The 17,629-nt window shown below is 67.9% G+C and carries 17 protein-coding genes; 9 read left to right on the top strand and 8 right to left on the bottom strand.

Annotated features, from left to right (window positions below):
* Positions 1–207: 207 nt before the first annotated feature.
* Positions 208–987: a histidinol-phosphatase gene (hisN, locus tag ACIBL3_RS20620; protein ID WP_396355034.1), complete on the top strand. Its 780-nt coding sequence runs from the start codon at positions 208–210 to the stop codon at positions 985–987.
* On the opposite strand, the gene ACIBL3_RS20615 is transcribed toward hisN, so the two are convergent.
* Complete coding sequence (locus tag ACIBL3_RS20615) at positions 971–2,191, bottom strand: RNA polymerase sigma factor (RefSeq protein ID WP_396355033.1); 1,221 nt, start codon at positions 2,189–2,191, stop codon at positions 971–973. The two genes, hisN and ACIBL3_RS20615, sit on opposite strands and share 17 nt — an antisense overlap.
* Entirely contained in the window at positions 2,184–2,531 is a 348-nt protein-coding gene (locus ACIBL3_RS20610; RefSeq protein WP_396355032.1) for a YciI family protein, read from the bottom strand. The genes ACIBL3_RS20615 and ACIBL3_RS20610 overlap by 8 nt, the downstream gene beginning before the upstream one ends.
* 114 nt (positions 2,532–2,645) lie before the next feature.
* Here ACIBL3_RS20610 and ACIBL3_RS20605 point away from each other — a divergent pair, with 114 nt between their 5' ends.
* From ACIBL3_RS20605 to ACIBL3_RS20595, 3 genes are read left to right on the top strand one after another with little or no spacing between them, the layout of a single operon-like run.
* A complete protein-coding gene (locus ACIBL3_RS20605) occupies positions 2,646–3,932 on the top strand; it encodes a M16 family metallopeptidase (RefSeq protein WP_396355031.1) in 1,287 nt (428 codons plus the stop codon).
* Positions 3,929–5,278: a M16 family metallopeptidase gene (locus ACIBL3_RS20600; RefSeq protein ID WP_396355030.1), complete on the top strand. Its 1,350-nt coding sequence runs from the start codon at positions 3,929–3,931 to the stop codon at positions 5,276–5,278. The genes ACIBL3_RS20605 and ACIBL3_RS20600 overlap by 4 nt, the downstream gene beginning before the upstream one ends.
* A 53-nt stretch (positions 5,279–5,331) precedes the next feature.
* Positions 5,332–5,700, top strand: a complete 369-nt coding sequence (locus ACIBL3_RS20595; RefSeq protein WP_396355029.1) for a DUF4190 domain-containing protein — start codon at positions 5,332–5,334, stop codon at positions 5,698–5,700.
* Here ACIBL3_RS20595 and ACIBL3_RS20590 read toward each other — a convergent pair.
* Entirely contained in the window at positions 5,697–6,122 is a 426-nt protein-coding gene (locus tag ACIBL3_RS20590; protein ID WP_396355027.1) for a CBS domain-containing protein, read from the bottom strand. The genes ACIBL3_RS20595 and ACIBL3_RS20590 overlap by 4 nt on opposite strands.
* A 254-nt stretch (positions 6,123–6,376) precedes the next feature.
* On the opposite strand from ACIBL3_RS20590, the gene ACIBL3_RS20585 reads away from it, so the two are divergent.
* Positions 6,377–7,045: a hypothetical protein gene (locus ACIBL3_RS20585; RefSeq protein ID WP_396355026.1), complete on the top strand. Its 669-nt coding sequence runs from the start codon at positions 6,377–6,379 to the stop codon at positions 7,043–7,045.
* Positions 7,046–7,068: 23 nt separating this feature from the next.
* Positions 7,069–7,617: an exonuclease domain-containing protein gene (locus ACIBL3_RS20580; RefSeq protein WP_396355025.1), complete on the top strand. Its 549-nt coding sequence runs from the start codon at positions 7,069–7,071 to the stop codon at positions 7,615–7,617.
* 77 nt (positions 7,618–7,694) lie between these two features.
* On the opposite strand, the gene ACIBL3_RS20575 is transcribed toward ACIBL3_RS20580, so the two are convergent.
* The 5 genes from ACIBL3_RS20575 to ACIBL3_RS20555 form a co-directional block, all read right to left on the bottom strand.
* Positions 7,695–7,817 carry a hypothetical protein gene (locus tag ACIBL3_RS20575; protein ID WP_396355023.1) on the bottom strand — a complete coding sequence of 41 codons (123 nt, stop codon included), beginning with the start codon at positions 7,815–7,817 and terminating at the stop codon, positions 7,695–7,697.
* A 1,004-nt stretch (positions 7,818–8,821) separates the two neighbouring features.
* Positions 8,822–9,649 carry a carbohydrate ABC transporter permease gene (locus ACIBL3_RS20570; RefSeq protein WP_360535309.1) on the bottom strand — a complete coding sequence of 276 codons (828 nt, stop codon included), beginning with the start codon at positions 9,647–9,649 and terminating at the stop codon, positions 8,822–8,824.
* Positions 9,650–9,764: 115 nt separating this feature from the next.
* The gene (locus ACIBL3_RS20565) at positions 9,765–10,706 is read right to left on the bottom strand and encodes a carbohydrate ABC transporter permease (RefSeq protein ID WP_396355022.1); all 942 of its coding nucleotides are present in this window, start codon (positions 10,704–10,706) and stop codon (positions 9,765–9,767) included.
* A gap of 52 nt (positions 10,707–10,758) precedes the next feature.
* Positions 10,759–12,156, bottom strand: a complete 1,398-nt coding sequence (locus ACIBL3_RS20560) for an extracellular solute-binding protein (RefSeq protein WP_396355020.1) — start codon at positions 12,154–12,156, stop codon at positions 10,759–10,761.
* Positions 12,157–12,336: 180 nt separating this feature from the next.
* Entirely contained in the window at positions 12,337–13,380 is a 1,044-nt protein-coding gene (locus tag ACIBL3_RS20555) for a hypothetical protein (protein ID WP_396355018.1), read from the bottom strand.
* A 103-nt stretch (positions 13,381–13,483) separates the two neighbouring features.
* On the opposite strand from ACIBL3_RS20555, the gene ACIBL3_RS20550 reads away from it, so the two are divergent.
* From ACIBL3_RS20550 to ACIBL3_RS20540, 3 genes are all read left to right on the top strand, one after another.
* Positions 13,484–14,080, top strand: coding sequence for a TetR/AcrR family transcriptional regulator (locus ACIBL3_RS20550; protein ID WP_396355017.1), 597 nt, complete (start codon positions 13,484–13,486; stop codon positions 14,078–14,080).
* Positions 14,081–14,161: 81 nt separating this feature from the next.
* Positions 14,162–14,953, top strand: a complete 792-nt coding sequence (locus tag ACIBL3_RS20545) for an ABC transporter ATP-binding protein (RefSeq protein WP_396355016.1) — start codon at positions 14,162–14,164, stop codon at positions 14,951–14,953.
* Complete coding sequence (locus tag ACIBL3_RS20540) at positions 14,950–17,448, top strand: ABC transporter permease (RefSeq protein ID WP_396355015.1); 2,499 nt, start codon at positions 14,950–14,952, stop codon at positions 17,446–17,448. Before ACIBL3_RS20545 ends, ACIBL3_RS20540 begins: the two co-directional genes overlap by 4 nt.
* Positions 17,449–17,629 lie beyond the last annotated feature (181 nt).

Below are 17,629 nucleotides of genomic sequence, written 5' to 3'. Positions count from 1 at the left end.
GAGGAGCGTCCTCGATGCGGAGCATCGTGGATGCTTCTCCAGTGCCGTGAGGTGCGTGCCTGGGCGTCGGTAGCGTCAAGCCACGCCGCTCACGGGACACTTAATGCACGTTCAACGACCGGGTTCGGTTCAATCCGCGTCGCAACCGTTCCGCAACCTTTGCCGACGCACTCTCCGCTGAGCGGGGGTTCAGGCTAGCCTTCCGGCATGCCTTCGCACACGGATGACCTGCGGCTCGCCCACATCCTGGCCGACGACGCGGACTCGACCACGATGGACCGCTACAAGGCGCTCGACCTGCACGTGGCCACCAAGCCGGACCTGACCCCGGTGAGCGAGTCGGACAAGAAGGTCGAGGACGTGATGCGCAAGACGCTCGCCCGGGCCCGCCCGCGGGACGCGTTCGTGGGCGAGGAGGACGGCACCACCGGCTGGGGCGTACGGCGCTGGGTGGTCGACCCGATCGACGGCACCAAGAACTACATCCGCGGCGTCCCGGTCTGGGCGACCCTGATCAGCCTGATGATCGAGGACCAGGTGGTCGTCGGCGTGGTGTCGGCTCCCGCCCTCGGGAAGCGCTGGTGGGCGTCGTACGGCGACGGCGCCTGGACCGGCCGCGCCCTGCACTCCTCACAGCCCTGCCGGGTCAGCGACGTGAGCAAGATCGAGGACGCCTCGCTGTCGTACGCGTCGCTCAAGGGCTGGGAGAAGCTCGGCAAGAAGAACCAGTGGGCCGACCTGATGGACTCCTGCTGGCGGACCCGCGCGTACGGCGACTTCTGGTCCTACATGCTGGTCGCGGAGGGCGCCGTCGACATCGCCGCCGAGCCCGAGCTGAACCTGTACGACATGGCCGCCCTCGCGATCATCGTCGAGGAGGCCGGCGGCAAGTTCACCTCGGTCGACGGCGTCCCCGGACCGAACGGACCCAACGCCGTGGCCACCAACGGCCGCCTGCACGACGAGGTCCTCAAGCGCCTCGAGTGATCCGCCGTACCAGGAACTCCGCCTCCACGGCGTTGCTCGTGAACGCCAGGGCCTCCTGGTACGCCGCTCGCGCCTCCGCGACCCGGCCGCACCGCCACAGCATCTCGGCACGAGTGGACGCGAGATACGGGTACGTCGCCAACGCCGGATCGTCGGCCAACTCCGACAGCACCCGCAACGCGGCGGCAGGCCCGTCGACGTAGCTGAGCGCCACGACCCGGTTGAGCGCCACCACCGGAGACGGCCAGCGAGCGACCAGCAGGTCGTACAGCCCCAGGATCTCGGGCCAGTCCGTGTCCTCCCACCGCTCCGCCTCGGCGTGCACCGCAGCGATCGCCGCCATCAACCCGAACCGCCCAACCGGCCACCCCAGCGCCTCATGCACCAGGGCTAGCCCCTCAGCGATCAGCGTCTGGTCCCACACCGAGCGATCCTGGTCCTCCAGCAGCACCAACTGCCCGGTGTGGTCGACCCGCGCCGCCTGCCGCGCCTGCGTCAGCAGGAGCAACGCGAGCAGCGCAGTAGCCTCCCCGCTGTCCGGCAGCAGCAACCGCACCATCCGAGCGAGGTCGATCCCCCGCCGGGCCAGGTCTGGCCGCGACAGCTCAGCACCGTCCGCAGCCGTGTGCCCTGCGGTGTAGACCAGGTGTACGACGTCCAGCACCGCGTCGGTCCGCTCCGGCAGATCGGTCAGCCGGGGCACCCGGTACGGAATGCCGGACCGGGAGATCTTCTGCTTCGCCCGGGTGATCCGAGCCTGCATCGCGGTCTCCTTGACCAGGAACGCCTTCGCGATCTCCGCCGACGACAACCCGCACACCAGCCGGAGCGTGAGCGCGATCTGCGCCTCCTGCGCGAGCGCCGGGTGGCAGCAGGTGAACACCAGCCGCAGCCGGTCGTCCGGGAACACCTCGGCGCCGGAGTCGTCGATCGGGTCCGGCACCAGCAGCGGCAGCTTCCGCTCGGCAACAGTCGCCCTGCGGCGCAGCTCCAGCGCCCGCCGCGTGGCAACAGTCGTCAGCCACGCACCCGGGCGGCGCGGTACGCCCTGTTCCTTCCAGTGCACCAGCGCCTGCGCGTACGCGTCCTGGACACAGTCTTCGGCCAGGTCGAGGTCGGCCGCGACCCGAGCCGTCGCGGCCAGGACGAAAGCCCACTCCGACGAGTGGGCCTCCGCCACGGCCTCCGCGACTGAGTCAGCCACCGTTCACGATCGGCCGGACCTCGACGCCGCCCATCGGTGCCGGCACCTGCTTGGCGATCTCCAGCGCCTCGTCCAGGTCGGCCGCCTCGATCAGGTAGTAGCCGCCCATCACTTCCTTCGTCTCCACGAACGTCCCGTCGGTGACGACGTACCCGCCGTTGCCGTCCGAGCGGATGGAGGTCGCGGTGCCGCTCTCACCCAGCTGCGCACCACCGCGCAGCGCAGACCCGTTGGCCGCCGCGAACGCCTGGTGCCGCTGGTGGTTCGCCTCCGCGACCTCCGGTCCGGCGGCCGCCCACATCGACTCGTTGTCGTAGATCATCACCAGGTACTTGCCCACCGATCTCACCTCTCCTGTGCAGGTCGGAATCCAGCATCTACCAACCCGATGCGCGAACACGGGCGAGATCGACAACCCACGCGGAGGTTTTCGGGACCACGTAGGGTAGCTGGCATGCCCTTGACCTACCCCATCGCGGAGCAGACGCTCGACAACGGCTTGCGTGTCGTCGTCAGCTCCGACCGTGCCGTCCCGATCGTCGCCGTGAACCTCTGGTACGACGTGGGCTCGCGGCACGAGCCGGAGGGGCTGACCGGGTTCGCGCACCTGTTCGAGCACCTGATGTTCCAGGGGTCACGCAACGTGGCGTCCGGTCAGCACTTCAGCCTGCTGGAGACCGCCGGCGCCAGCCTGAACGCGAGCACCTTCTTCGACCGCACGAACTACTTCGAGTCGCTGCCCAGCGGCGGTCTCGACCTGGCGCTGTGGCTCGAGGCCGACCGGATGGGCTACCTGCTCGACGCGGTCAACCAGGAGAACCTGGACAACCAGCGCGACGTGGTCAAGGAGGAGAAGCGGCAGAGCTACGACAACCGCCCGTACGGCGACTCCTACGAGCGGCTGGTCAGGCTCACCTTCCCCGGCAGCCACCCGTACGCGCACATGACGATCGGTTCGATGGCCGACCTCGACGCCGCCTCGGTCGATGACGTGCACGCGTTCTTCCGCCGGTACTACGGCCCGAACAACGCCGTCCTGACGATCGTCGGCGACGTCTCGGAGGAGGACGCCTTCGACGCCGCCAAGCGGTACTTCGGCCACCTGCCGGCGATCCCGAAGCCGCCCGCCGCCCCGGACGGCACGATCGGCCCGCTGACCGAGGTGCTGCGGGACGACGTGGTGTCCGACGTACCGTCCGACCTGGTCACGATGATGTTCCGGCTGCCGGTCGACGGCACGCCGGAGCTGGACGCGGCCGGTCTCGCGCTCGACATCCTCGCGGCCGGCCAGAGCGGTCGTTTGAACCGCCGGCTGGTCCGGGACGAGCAGATCGCGCAGTCGGTGTCCGGCGGCGCGCTGCCGCTGATCGGCGGCGTCTCGTTCGGCACGCTGACCGGGATCGCCTCGGACGGCGTGGACCTGCAGAAGGTCGAGGACGCGCTGCTCGAGGAGATCGAGAAGCTCGCGGAGAACGGCATCACCGAGGACGAGCTCGCCACCGTGCAGGCGCAGGCCGAGCGCGACTGGCTGGAGCAGCTGGCCACCTGCGCCGGGCGGGCCGACGAGATCTCCCACCACGCCCTGCTGTTCGGCGACCCGAACCGCATCAACACCCGCATCGACCAGGTCAAGGCGGTCACCGCCGACGAGGTGCAGGCCGCGGCCGCGAAGTGGATCCGCGCGTCCGGGCGCGCTCAGGTGACCTACCGCCGTACCGAGTCGGCAGGAGAGCAGGCATGAACCAGGTTGTGACCACCCCGCCGGCCGTCGGCGCGCAGCGTCCCTGGAAGTTCCCGGACGCGACCACCACGACGACCGCCGCCGGGACCCCGGTGCACGTCTTCGACCGCCCGGGCCAGTACGTCGCCACCGTCCGGGTCACCATCGCGATGCCGCTGATCGCCGAGCCGCGCGAGCTCGAGGGCGTCGCGACGATCATGTCCCGGACCCTCGACGAGGGCACCGAGTTGCGGTCGGCCAACGACTTCGCGGCCGCGCTGGAGCGACACGGAGCGGCGTACGGCGTGGACGTCAGCTCGGACGCCTTGCACGTGGAGATCTCGGTGCCGGTGTCCCACCTGGCGCCGGCGGTGACACTGCTGGCCGAGGCGGTCACCCGGCCCGCTTTCAACCAGGAGGATGTCGGCCGGCACGTGACGATCCGGCTCGGCGAGATCAACCAGGAGCGGGCGAACGCCGGGTACCGGGCGCGGGAGGCGTTCGCGGCGAACCTGTTCGACAAGGCGACGCGACGCTCGCGCCCGACGGCCGGGACACCGGACACGATCCGGCCGCTGACGAACGTCCAGGTGGCCGAGTTCTACCGCGACAACATCGGCCCGGGCCGCGCGCAGATCCTGTTCGCGGGTGACGCGACTGGCGTGGACGTGGCCGGGATCATCGACGACGCGTTCGGCGGTTGGACCTCCGCGTCCGGCCCGGCCCTCGATACGCCCGAGCCGATCTACATCCCGGGCGACCGCGTCGTACTGGTCGACCGGCCTGGCTCCGTGCAGAGCCAGTTGCTGATCGGCTGCGCCGGTCCGGACCGCCGCGACCCCGCCTGGGGTGCGGCCGCGGTCGCGAACCACGTGGTCGGCGGCACGATCACGTCGCGCGTCGACACCGTGCTGCGCGAGGAGAAGGGCTACACCTACGGCACCCGGACGAGCTTCGCGGCGCCCCGCAAGGGCGGCACGTTCAGCCTGGGTGGCGCCGTACGCACCGAGGTGACCGGCGCCGCGATCAGCGACGCGCTCCGAATCCTCCGGGAGGCGCGCAACGGGCTGACCGAGCAGGAGGTCCAGGAGGCGAAGGACAGCCTGATCCGGACCGCCCCGCTGCGGTACGAGCAGGCCGACTCGGTCGCCCAGCAGGTCGGCAGCAACATCGCGAACGGGGTCCCGATCGGCTTCGCCGACACCTACCTGGCCCAGATCGCCGCCACCACCGCCGACGAGGCCACCGAGGCCTACCGGCGGTACGTCGGAACCAACGGCCTGCTGGTCGTCGTCGTAGGGGAAGCGAAGGACGTCCGGCCGCAGCTCACCGAGCTCGCGCTGGGCGACCTGATCGAACTGAGCTGAGAGCGTCTGGCTCCTCTGCTCAGCGCCTGGGTTCTGAGCAGAGGAGCAAGACCATGTCGTTCACCGAGCGGCCGACCGACGCGACCGACCGCACCCACACCTTCTGGTCCCCGTCGTACCCGCTCCAGCCGGGCCTCCCGGACCAGCCGGCGTACGGCGTCCTGCGCGACCACTCGCAGGCCACCGTCGCCCTCGTGCTCGGCGCGATCGCCTTGTGCACCGGCCTGCTGATCGTCTCGCCGGTCGCCTGGTGGCTGGGCAGCCAGGCACTCGCCGAGATCGACGCGTCGCCGGGCGTCTACAACAACCGCGGGATGGCCCAGGCCGGCCAGATCTGCGGCCTGATCGGCACGGCTTTGCTCGCCATCGGCCTGCTGTTAGTCCTGGCGATGGTGGTGCTGTTCGCCTTCTCCGCGGCCTAGCGGCTGATGTAGTTGGACAGTTGTTCGCGCTCGAATTCGAGCTCGCCGATCCGGGACTTGACCACGTCGCCGATGCTGACCAGACCGGTCAGTGAACCGTCGACCACGACCGGCACGTGCCGGATCCGCTGCTCGGTCATCAGCCGCATCAGGTTGTCGATGTGATCGTCCGGCGTACACGTGTGGACCTGGGACGTCATGATCGAGCTGACCCGGACGTCGCCCGCGTCAGGGGTGCCGTTCCAGAGGCGCACGACGTCGCGCTCGGAGACGATGCCGGCCACGGAGGACCCGTCCGGGCTCACCACCACCGCGCCGATGTTGTGGTCGGCCAGCAAGGCGAGCAGTTCGGTGACAGTGGCTTCTGGGGAGATGGTGACGACCTGGTTGCCCTTGCCGCGCAGTACGTCGTTGATCTTCACGGAGCCTCCTGCAAAATCGAGGGACCAATACCCCAAGGTAGCGAAAACCCCGCCCCAACGGCAGCCCTCACCGATCACGGGTTGTGATGAGCTGCCCTGCGTGAACCCCTTCACATGATCACTCTCAGTATCCAAAACCGCCACCTTCGCGGCCCGCACCCCAGTCCACCCCAACCCAGCGCCACCGACAACGAAGGACACCCGCAGCGCCCACCAGCCCGTCGGCAGCACCCAGACCTGCGTAGGGTGGATGGGTGAGCTCAATCGTTCCGGGTCCGCAGAAGAAGATCGAAGAGGAGATCGCCGCAGCACTCGCCGGCGGCAAGCCTCTCAGCACGGGTGATCTCAACACGTCGGCTGCCCCCAAGGAGGAACTGGTCGGGCTCGACGACTGGCCACAATCGTTGCGTACGACGGTCGAGGCCGACCACGCACGCGTCACCGCCCTCGCCGGCAACCGCCGCAAAACCGCCGACCTCGCACTCCCTGCAGTCGTCCGCGGCCTGGACGAACTGCTCAACCAGATCGCCGACCGCCTCCAGGCAGACAAACCAGGCCTGCTGCGCAAGCCCACCTCCCCCGCCCCCGAGGTCCCACTCTCCGACCTAGCCGAACTCCTCGGCATCCCCACCGACGAACTCACCCCACCAGGCCGCTCCGAACACCGCACCGCCCTACGCACCATCAAACAACTCCGCACCCAACTAAAAGACCTCGAAGACCACTCCCGCCTCACCAGACTCGTCACCTTCACGGTCCGACTGGCCCTGGTCCTCGACGCCGTCCCAGACGCGACCGCAGCGCTCGCGCCGCCCGCCCTGTCCCGCTTCGCCGAAGCCGCCCCCGACTACCAATGGGACTGGCCCTTCGCCCAAAGACTCGAGTTCTGGCAACAAACCCACCACACCCTCACCAACCGCTAGCCGCACCAACAAGGACACGGTCTATGGTCGAGGCGCAGCCCACTTGGACAGCATTCGAGTATGCAGCAGTCGATGTCGAGGGCAACGGTCAGAACCCACCCGATCTGGTGGAGATCTCGATCGTGCCGATCCAGCAGGGAACGATCGGTCAGCCCAAGACCTGGCTTGTCCGCCCACCTCGCCCGATCACCGCGATGGCACGACGATTCCATCGGATCACCGACGCCCAGGTGGCTGATGCTCCAACGGTCGCCAACATCGTCGGCGAACTGAGAGAGTCGCTCGGCGACCGGGTCTTCGTCGCCCACAACGCGAGCGTCGACCTCGGCGTCGTCACTCGATCGGTCCCTGGCTATCAACCCGATCGCGTCCTGGACACCTTGCGACTGGCCCGACGCCTGCTACCGGGCCAAACGTCGTACAGCCTCGGCTTCCTCGTCGACGCCCTAGGTCTGGATCTCGACTTCCCTCCAGGTCTCGTCCCTCACCGCGCAACGTACGACGCGCTCGCCTGCGCCCGCCTCTTGAAGCTGCTAATGACACAGAACCGTGCCGACGTCGATCCTCACTGACTTGCAAGCCACAGCGGCTTCTGACGCACCGACCCTCTTCTGACCGCTCTCCTACGCCGGACGCCCACGCAGAACTTCTATGGAGTGCAGATCTCGCTCTGCCATTCATCGTCCGCCCGGAAGAAGCAGAGCGCCTGATCAGCGCCACGACGTTGCACAGTCAGGATGAGCTCGCCGTCGCTGTCGTAGTACTCGCCCACGTAGTCAAGTGCTATAGGGAATGCGTGGACCGTCTCGCCGCTGTCGGTGGTGTGGTCACGTTCAGGGAGTCGCTCCAACTGTCCCCACTGACAGCACTCCGCGGTCGACCCGGGCCAGACAGCAAGAACGTCTGGAGCGGTGAACGCCTCGTAGACCGCAGCGTAAATCTCACCCTCGGTCGGACCAGACTCGTCGGAGCTGTGTGTCGGCAACTGACCTGGCGCCGTCACTCTAGACGTCGATTCCGAACCACCCGTTGGCGTCTGATTCGTGCATCCAACAACCAAGATGCCAAGCATCCCGGCAATGACAGGCCCTGCACGCAACATCTCAATACCTCCCTCCGCATCGCGGGAGCCCCAGACTCGCTACTCGCTGGGCCGCGATTCCAGCTGCGGTCTGGTCAGGTAGTTCCATCGGCCGACCTGCCGTCGTGGCGTCCCCTTTGTAGAGCCAGATGCCGCGAGCTCCAGGTTTGATGTTCACTGCAGCCCCGGCCGCCACGGCGAAGATTGCCGATCGACCGGCCAGCAGTGTCGGCGATGTAGCGAGTCGTCGATTTCGGTTCACTGGCCAGCGGATCTGCAACAGAAATCCACAACTCGACGACCCACGTCCGCAACTCGCGCAAATCACATCGACCCGGTGTGAACGCCCCGACAAGTCAGCGACGTTCTCTCCCACCGTCCCGAGTCCACGGAGCCAACCAGCGCTGCCATCCACCTCGGCCTGCGCACGCCGCCGGAGGCGGCCAGCTGGTCAGCCGCCCGCGCAGCGGCGTCCGTTGATCGCCGACCACAGCCGCCGCGCCAACCACGCAGGCCTGTCACCGCAGCGTGCGCGCCCGACGAATCAGCCGCCGCGGAGCGGCGTCATTTCCTGCCCCGCCTGCAGTCCGCGGCGCCGACCAGATCGACCCGTCACCACAGTCCGCGCACGCCGCCGGAGGCGGCCAACAGGACTGCCGCCGCGAAGCGGTGTCCTCTTGGACTTCCCCGTCGTACTAGCCCTTGATTGCGCCGCCGAGGGCGAACGCGCCGCCCAGCTTCCGGCTCAAGAGCAGGTACAGCAGCAACACAGGAGTCGTGTAGATGAGGGAGTAAGCGGCCAGCTGACCGTAGTTGGGTTCGCCGTACTGGCCGAAGAAGGTGAAGATGCTGACCGAGGCCGGCAGCCGCTCAGGCGACAGCAGCAGCATGAACGGGACGAAGAAGTTGCCCCACATGCCGATGAAGGTGAAGATCATCACGACCGCGATCCCCGGCCACATCAGCGGCAGCACGATGCGGCGCAGCGCCTGCATGTTGCTGGCGCCGTCCACCCACGCGGCTTCCTCGAGAGACAGCGGTACGCCGTCCATGAACGTCTTCGTCAGCCAGATCGCAAAGGGCAAGGACGAGGTCGCCATGAACATGATCGTGCCGCCGATCGTGTCGACCAGGTTGAGCTGCACGAACAGGCCGTACACCGGCACCATGACCGCGGTGATCGGCAACCCGGTGCAGAACAGCACGGTGAGCAGGAACGGCCGGTTGAACTTCGACTTGAACCTCGACAGCGGGTACGCCGCCAGCACCGCACAAACCATCGTGAGCAGTGCAGCACCACCACACAGCACCACGCCGTTCAGAACGGGCCGGTACGTCGTATCGGTGTTGAGGACCGCCTTGAAGTTGCCGAGGGTCGGATTCGTCGGGAACTCGACCCGCAGTCCGGCGGTCCGGTTGATCGACGCGAACAGCACCCACAGCAGCGGCAGGACGAACAGCACGCCGATCGCCAACAGGATGAGGTTGGCGGACAGCTTGCTGATTCGATCGCGCGCGATCATCGGGCCTCCCGGCCTGGACTGAGGAGTGAAGGGAGCGAAGCGACCGGAGTGACGAGGGAAGGCCGGGAGTTACAGCCCGATGATCCGCCGCGCCGGAGGCGTGGCATATGTACAGTCATGCGGCCTCCGAGCTCAGTCCACGCAGGTAGATCAGCGAGAACACCGCGCCGATCGCCAGCATCACCAGGGCGATCGCCGTACCGTAGCCGATCTGGGAGAAGCTGAACGCCTGCTCGTACATGTACAGCGGCAGCGTCTGGCTCTTGGTGCCGGGCCCGCCGCGGGTCATTGCGTAGATGAGGCCGAACACGCTCAGCGTCTGCAGCGTGATCAGCATCAGGTTGGTCATGATCGCCCGGCTGATCATCGGCAGCGTGACCCACAGCAGCCGCCGGCCGCCGCGGGCGCCGTCCATCTCGGCGGACTCCTCGATCTCCTTGGGGATCTCGCTGAGCGCGGCCGAGTAGACCAGCATCGAGAACGCCGTACCGCGCCAGATGTTGGCCAGCGACACCGCGATGATCGGTGCCGCGTACAACCAGTCCTGGCCGGGCAGGCCGACCGCGTGCAGCATCACGTTCAGCGTGCCCTCGTCGTTGAAGAACGCGCTGAGCAGGTACGCCGCCACCACTTCGGGCAGCACCCAGGCTCCGATGACCGCCGTACCGACGAAGTTGCGGACCAGCTTGGTGGACCGGCGCATCAGCAGGGCCAGGCCGAGACCGAGCGTGTTCTGGCCGATGATCGCGGAGATCAGCGTGAACACCAGGGTCAGCCAGATCGCGTTGGTGAACGCGCCGCTGCCGAACGCCTTGCGGAAGTTGTCGAGGCCGACGAACCTGACGTCGGCCGCACCGGTGCCGGTGAGCGCCATGTTGGTGAACGCGGCGTACAGGCAGTAGATGATCGGGCCGGCCAGGAAGACCAGCATCAACCCGATCGCCGGTGTCAGCGGCAACATCCTGAACAGCTTGGCGGCGCGCGGCCGCCCGCTCGGTCCGGACTTCTTGCCGGACGGAGCGGGCTTGGCCGCCGCGGGAGCGACTGTCGTCGTCACAGGGAGGGATCCTTCGTCAGCCGGGGGCTAGTTGACGGGATACAGACGGGGGCTACTGCCCGCCGCTGTCCGTGGTCGTCTTGTCCTTGCTGACGATGCCTTCGACGGCTTCGTCATAGTTCTTGGCGGCCTCGTCCGGTGTGGACTGCCCGGTCATCACCGCCTCCATCGCGGTGATGATCTCGTTGGAGACCTTCGGGTACTCGGCGTACGCCGGGCGGTACACGGTGACCGAGACCAGGTCGGTGAAGAACTGGGTGCTCTTCGCGGACGACTTGTAGGTCTCGTCGGAGGCGACGTCCTTGCGTACGGCGATCTGCGCGCCCTCGGTCGCGTACTTGGCCGCGTTCTTCTGGGTCTGCAGCGTCTTGATCAGGTTCCAGGCCGCGTCCGGGTTCTTCGACTTGGCCGGGATCGCCCAGGTCCAGCCGCCGGAGAGGCTGACCTTGCCCTTGCCGCCGCCGTCCTGCGACGGCATCGCGGTCTGGCCGAGCACCTCGCTCCACTGCGGCCACGGCTTGGCGCCGGTCTTCTGCCAGTTGCCGTAGATCCAGGAGCCGTCCAGCGCGATCGCCAGCTTGCCACCCGGCAGCAGCTCGGTGCCGACCTTGCTGCCCATGTTCGGGTCGAGCGCCTGCTTCGGCGTCGGGGCCAGGCCCTCGGAGTAGATGGTCTTGATGAAGTTCAGCGAGTCCTTGAAGCCCTGGCTGCCGACGACCCACTTCTGCTGGTCGTTGTTGTACAGCGAGTCCTTGGTCCCGTAGAGCAGCATCTCGAAGCCCTGCATGGCCGAGGCCTCACCCATCGGCTTGCCCGAGTACACGTTCAGCGGGATGACGCCGGGGACCTTCTCCTTGATGGTCCGGGCGGCGCTGAGCACGTCGTCCCAGGTCTTCGGCTGCCAGTCGGCGGGCAGTCCGGCCTTCGCGAACAGCTGCTTGTTGTACCAGAGCGCCCGCGTGTCGGTGCCGTCCGGGACGCCGTACGTCTTGCCGTCCAGCGCCTTGGCCGCGCCCTTGGCGGTGTCCTCGAACTGACCCCACTGGTCCCAGTTCTTGATGTAGTCATCGAGCGGCTTCAGGTAGCCGGCGGTGATGTCGGAGTTGATCAGGAAGGTGTCTTCGTAGACCACGTCCGGCGCGGTGTTCGGCGACCGCATCATCAGCTGCAGCTTGGTGTAGTAGTCGTTCTCACTGGCCACGATCGGCAGGACCTCGACGGTCGAGCCGGGGTTGGCCGACTCGTACTCGGCCTTGACGCCGGCGAGGAAGTTCTTCATCACCGTGCCCGGGCCCCACTGCTGGTACGCGATCTTGATGTTCGCCGGACCGGCGCTCTGCGAGCCCCCCGCCTCCGGCTCCTTGGTCGTCGACCCCTGGCTGCAGGCCGAGACCGCCAGCAGCAGCGCACTCACCGCGGCGGCTGCTTTGAAACGTTTCCTTGTCACCATCACGTCCACCTTCGGGCAATCGTTGTCATCCCGGTACCACGACCCAAACCCGCTGGGCTTTGCGACCGTAGGAGGCCGAGGCGGCCGAAGTCAATGCTTGACAGACAACGTTGTCCGGGTCTGAGCGCGACTACGCGGTGACCGGCACGTAACGATCCGGTCACCGCGTTGTCATGACATTCAGACAGTAGCCGGTTTCAGCTCGTGTTGGGGGTGTACGACGCGTCGCGACTTGAGTGCTCCGAGTACGCACAGGAGCAGTCCGGCAAGCAGCCAGCAGCCCAGTACGACGAGGGGTCGCCCGGCGCCGGCGCCGTCGAAGAAGCTCACCGAGCGGAGCGCCGTACCCGCGGCTCCCGGCGGCAGCAACTGCCCCAGCGCACCCCAGCCGCTCGGCAGCATCTCCGGCGCACTCGCCAGGCCCGACAGCGGGTTGCCCAGCAGCATCATTACGGCCGCACCGAGCGCGAGCCCCGCCCGGCCGAGCAGCCACTCCAGCCCGAGCAATGTGAGACTCACCGCACCGATCGACAGCGCGATCACACCCGCATTCCCCCAGTAGCTGCCCTCGAACGACCCCAGCCAGAACTGCAGTACGACGGCCAGCGCCAACCCACCCGTGATCGCGAACCCGATCGCCCCGACCATCCGCCGAGAGCCGGACCTCACCAACTGGGTCAGCAACGCGGCGGCGACGATCCCGCCGAGCACGAGCGGCAGCGCACCCGCGGCCAGCCCCGCACCACGCGGATCATCGGCCGGCAGCGGTACGACGTCCGTCACCTTGGCCGGCGCCTCCGGCGACAACTTGGCCGAGAGCTGCGTGAGGATCTGCGCAATCGCGGGGCTCCCTGCGGACGCGGTCAGCACCTCGGGCTGCTGCGGGTCGAGCACGATGGCGCCGTACACGTCCCGATCCTCGATCGACTGCACGGCCGCAGCCCGGTCCGGTACGGCGGTGACCTCGAAGCCACCCGGCATCGCCTGCTCGAGCCCCTGCTCCACCTGCGCGACGGCTGATTGAGGTCCGGCGACCGCGAGTGGGACGTCGCGCGGTTCGGACCGCGCGGCCGGCCAGGCGAACGCGATCAGCAGCACGGTGAGCAGGGCGGTCAGCAGCGTGATGACGGCGATGACCGGCGGCCGTTGACGGTTGCCGGCGGCGTGTTCAGGCGTGTGTTCGGGCGCTTGCTCCGGGTGGTGCCCGGTCAGCTGAGCGGACATGAAGGGGACTCCTTGTAAACCGAATGACCGTTCTTTATTACTTCGAGCGTGGACCCAGGGCGGGCAGCTTGTCAAGAACGGACATTCGTTTTATGTTCCCGGCATGCCGAAAGTCACCGAGGAGCACCGGCTGGCCCGGCGCCGGCAGATCGTCGACGCGGCCCGCACGTGCGTGATCGAGCAGGGTTTCCACAAGACGACGATGGCCGACGTGATCCGCGAGTCCGGCCTGTCCGCCGGCGCGGTGTACGGGTACTTCAAGAGCAAGGAGGAGATCGTCGCGGCCATCGCCGAGGAAGCGCTGAGCACGGTCGACGAGCTCTTCGAGAAGATCCTGGCGACCGAGAAGCCGCTCACTCCGTTCGACGCGCTGGAGGCCGCGCTCAAGCACATCGTCGCGATCGCCGAGCGCCCCGGCGGCGACGTCACCAGGGTCGCGATCCAGGCCTGGGCGGAGGCGCTGCGCAACCCCGCGATCATGGAGACCGCGCAGAGCAAGTACGGCAAGCTCCGCGGCCACTTCGAGGCGGTCGCGCGACGAGCGCAGGCCGACGGCACGGTGGATGCCTCGGTCGACCCGCGCTACATCGCCCAGGCGCTGTTCGGGTTCCTCCCCGGCTTCCTGCTCCAGCGCCTGCTGATCGGCGACGTCTCTCCCGACACCTACAGCGCCGGGCTGCGCGCACTGCTCCAGCCGTAGCGCATTGGTGGAGTTTCACCCACCATCCGCGGCGGTCCAGCACCCTGGGGAGCACCGCTCGTTCTCCGTAGCGTCTTGGGCATGAAGAAGAAGACGCGACGGTTGCAGGAATCAGTCGGCGGGCCCGAGTACTCGGTCGTCCTGAACGACGTACGACGGGTCTACGGCCGTGGCGCGAACGCTGTCACCGCCCTCAACGGCATCTCGATCAACTTCGCCCCCGGTACCTTCACCGCGGTGATGGGTCCGTCCGGCTCGGGCAAGAGCACGTTCCTGCACTGCGCGGCCGGTCTGGACCGTCCCACGTCGGGCAGCGTTCTCATCGCCCGCCAGTCGCTTGCCGAGCTGAACGAGCGCAAGCTGACCGAGCTCCGCCGTGAGCGCATCGGCTTCGTCTTCCAATCCTTCAATCTCCTGCCTGCGTTGACCGTCTGGCAGAACGTCTGCCTGCCTCAGGAGCTCGACGGCCGCCGCGCCAACCGCGCCGCCGTCCGCGCGGTGCTCGACCGGGTCGGCCTCGGGGATCGCCACAAGCACCGTCCCGGGGAACTCTCCGGAGGTCAGCAGCAGCGCGTCGCCATCGCCCGTGCGCTGGTCGCCCGGCCCGCGGTGATCTTCGCCGACGAGCCCACCGGCGCCCTCGACACCCAGACCGCCGCCGATGTCCTCGCACTGCTCCGGGAGCCGGTCCGCACCCAAGGTCAGACGGTCGTCATGGTCACGCACGATCCGGTCGCCGCCTCGTACGCCGACCAGGTGGTCTTCCTCGCCGACGGCGTACTGGCCGGCAGCCTGGTCGCACCCACCGCGGAACAGGTCGCGGACCGGATGACCCACCTGGGCGCGCGTGCGTTGTCGGCGGTGGCGGGATGATGCGCCTGGCTGTCCGCACCTTGCGCTTCCGCAAGGGCGGGTTCATCGCAACGTTCGTCGCGGTCGTCTTCGGCACCGCGATCGTGATGGCCTGCGGTGGCTTGATGGAGACCGGTATCCGCTCCAACGTCGCACCGGAACGCCTCGCCGCCGCACCGATCGTTGTCACTGGCAAGCAGTCGCATCTTCGACCGGGCGCTGAGGACGCCACGCCGCTGCCCGAACGCGTCGGCGTCCCGACCTCATTGCTGGATCAGATCCGTTCTGTGGAAGGTGTTTCGGCCGCTCTGGGCGACTACACCTTCCCGGCCACGATGCTTGGCGCCGGCGCCTCGGCCGGCGCTCCGACGGTTGCTGAAGGCCACAACTGGAGCTCCGCCGCGCTGGCGCCGTACCAGCTGACCTCGGGCCGGGCTCCATCCGCCGGCGAGGTCGTCACCACCGCACCTGGCGCGAAGGTCGGCGACCGCGTCACCTTCCTTCTCGATGGCACACCTACTGCTTTTGAAGTCAGCGGCATCGCCCAGGGTCCCGCCGGTCACGCCTTCTTCTCCGACCGCGACGCTCGTCGTATTGTCGACAATCCGACGCGCTTCGCCGACATCGGCGTACTGCTCGCTCCCGGCGTCGATATCGACGCGGTCAAGGACCGGATCGAGGCCCTCGACGCCGGCATCTCGGTCCGGACCGGGATCGATCGTGGCCTGGCCGAGCACCCTGGAAGCGAGTCACAGGCGGTCGCACTGATCGCGATCGCCGGCTCATTCGGCGGGATCGCGGCGATGACAATGATGTTCGTCGTCGCCTCCACGCTGGCCTTGTCCGCCCAGCATCGCGAGCGTGAGTTCGCCCTGCTGCGTGGCATCGGCACGACCCCGGGCCAGGTACGGCGGATGATCCTCGGTGAAGCGCTGTTGGTGTCACTCCCGGCTGTGCTGCTGGGCGTCGTACCCGGCGTCTTCCTTGGTCGCTTCCTGTTCGAGGAGCTCGGGTCGCACGGGATTGCCTCGTCGGTCATCGAGTTCTCCCAGGGCTGGATTCCGTTCGCCGCCGGCGCGGGAGCCGCCGTACTCGCGGCCATCGGCGCCGCCTTGATCGCGGCGCGTCGCTCGGCCAAGATCCGCCCGGTCGAGGCGCTGATGGAGGCGTCGCTCCAGCGGAAGTGGTTCAGCTGGATGCGTTTGCTCTTCGGCGTGCTGTTCCTCGGCGGCGGTATGGCTCTGCTGATCGTGACCGCGACCGTGATGACCGGTCCGCTGGCCGGCGCGACCGCTGGGCCGTCGATCCTGTGCTGGGCGATCGGCGTCGCGTTGCTAGGCCCGTTCTGGACGAAGGTCGTGCTGCTGGTGTGGCGCTGGCCGGTGCAGGCACTCACCCGGGTCAACGGCCGCCTCGCGATCCGCAACGTCACGGCGCGATCGGTCGCGATGTCGGCTGCCGCGATGCCGGTGATGCTTGCCGTCGGCATCTCCACCGCGAACCTCTACATGCAGACCACGCAGGTCCACGCCGCCTCCGAGGCCTTCACGCGGGACCTCCGCGCGGACGCCGTACTGGTCTCCTCGGCAGGCCTGTCGCCTCGCCTGCTGACCGAGGTCCGGGAGACGCCTGGGGTGGCGAGTGCTTCGGCGTTCGTCCGCAGTACCGGTGTCATCGACGAGCCGCGCAACGCGCCGTTCGACGAGGAAGGCGCGCCGCTGATCGGAGTGGACGCGCAGGGAGCGGACGGTACGGCGCCGGTCCGGTTGACGAGCGGATCGCTGTCCGGCCTGACCGGCTCGACCGTGGCGCTGCCGGACTATGTGGCCAAGAAGATCGACCGGGGCCTCGGCTCGGAGATCGACATGACGTTGGGCGACGGAACGGCGGTGAAGTTGCGGGTCGTCGCGACCTTCGCGGCCGAACGCGGCTACGAATCCATCATTCTGCCGGCATCGCTCGTCGCGGCCCACACCACCGACGGGCTGATCACGCAACTGCTGGTCCGCTCTGCGCCCGACACCGACGTACGCCCGGCACTGACCGCCCTTGCCGCGAAGAACCCCGGCGTGCAGGTCGCGGACCGCGACTCACTGGTCGCCGCCAACGCGGAAGACCTGCAGACACAGGCCTGGGTCAACTACATGCTCGTCGGCATGCTGATCGCGTACACCGCAGTCTCGGTCGTCAACACCCTCGTCTCGACCACGCTGCGCCGACGCCGCGAGTTCGCCCTCCAACGCCTCACCGGCTCCACCCGCGCCCAAGTCCTACGCATGCTCACCACCGAAAGCACCCTGGTGTGGCTCACCGGCATCACCCTAGGCACCTTGGTAGCTCTAGCCTGCCTGATCCCCTTCTCCGCCAAGGTCTCCGGCTCCGCTCTCCCCACCGGCCCACTCTGGATCTACCTACTCATCGCCGCAGCCGCAGCCGCCCTGACCTTCCTCTCAACCCTCATCCCCGCCACCACAACCCTCCGCCACTCCCCCACCCAACCCACCCACACCGACTAACCCCACCCGCCAAACCCGCAACCAGCAAAGCGGCTCACCTGACAACCGCCAGAGACCGTCATCCAGTCGGCACAGCCAGCCGGAGTACGTCAACAAGCGGTGGCTTGACCAGGAAGCGGGGGGCTCGGACATGACATAGCCTGTTCACGGCCCCGACCAGGTGTCCCATCCCCGACGCCTG

Origin of the sequence: Kribbella sp. NPDC050124, assembly GCF_044460355.1 — a bacterium.
GTDB lineage: Bacteria > Actinomycetota > Actinomycetes > Propionibacteriales > Kribbellaceae > Kribbella.
This window is presented reverse-complemented; position numbering and strand designations above follow the sequence as displayed.

What these genes read in the sequence shown, in the direction of transcription:
- hisN (WP_396355034.1), top strand. Translation starts at nt 208, where the DNA reads ATGCCTTCGCACACGGATGACCTGCGGCTCGCCCACATCCTGGCCGAC.
- ACIBL3_RS20605 (WP_396355031.1), top strand. Translation starts at nt 2,646, where the DNA reads ATGCCCTTGACCTACCCCATCGCGGAGCAGACGCTCGACAACGGCTTG.
- ACIBL3_RS20600 (WP_396355030.1), top strand. Translation starts at nt 3,929, where the DNA reads ATGAACCAGGTTGTGACCACCCCGCCGGCCGTCGGCGCGCAGCGTCCC.
- ACIBL3_RS20595 (WP_396355029.1), top strand. Translation starts at nt 5,332, where the DNA reads ATGTCGTTCACCGAGCGGCCGACCGACGCGACCGACCGCACCCACACC.
- ACIBL3_RS20580 (WP_396355025.1), top strand. Translation starts at nt 7,069, where the DNA reads ATGGTCGAGGCGCAGCCCACTTGGACAGCATTCGAGTATGCAGCAGTC.
- ACIBL3_RS20570 (WP_360535309.1), bottom strand. Translation starts at nt 9,649, where the DNA reads ATGATCGCGCGCGATCGAATCAGCAAGCTGTCCGCCAACCTCATCCTG.
- ACIBL3_RS20560 (WP_396355020.1), bottom strand. Translation starts at nt 12,156, where the DNA reads ATGGTGACAAGGAAACGTTTCAAAGCAGCCGCCGCGGTGAGTGCGCTG.
- ACIBL3_RS20555 (WP_396355018.1), bottom strand. Translation starts at nt 13,380, where the DNA reads ATGTCCGCTCAGCTGACCGGGCACCACCCGGAGCAAGCGCCCGAACAC.
- ACIBL3_RS20550 (WP_396355017.1), top strand. Translation starts at nt 13,484, where the DNA reads ATGCCGAAAGTCACCGAGGAGCACCGGCTGGCCCGGCGCCGGCAGATC.
- ACIBL3_RS20545 (WP_396355016.1), top strand. Translation starts at nt 14,162, where the DNA reads ATGAAGAAGAAGACGCGACGGTTGCAGGAATCAGTCGGCGGGCCCGAG.
- ACIBL3_RS20540 (WP_396355015.1), top strand. Translation starts at nt 14,950, where the DNA reads ATGATGCGCCTGGCTGTCCGCACCTTGCGCTTCCGCAAGGGCGGGTTC.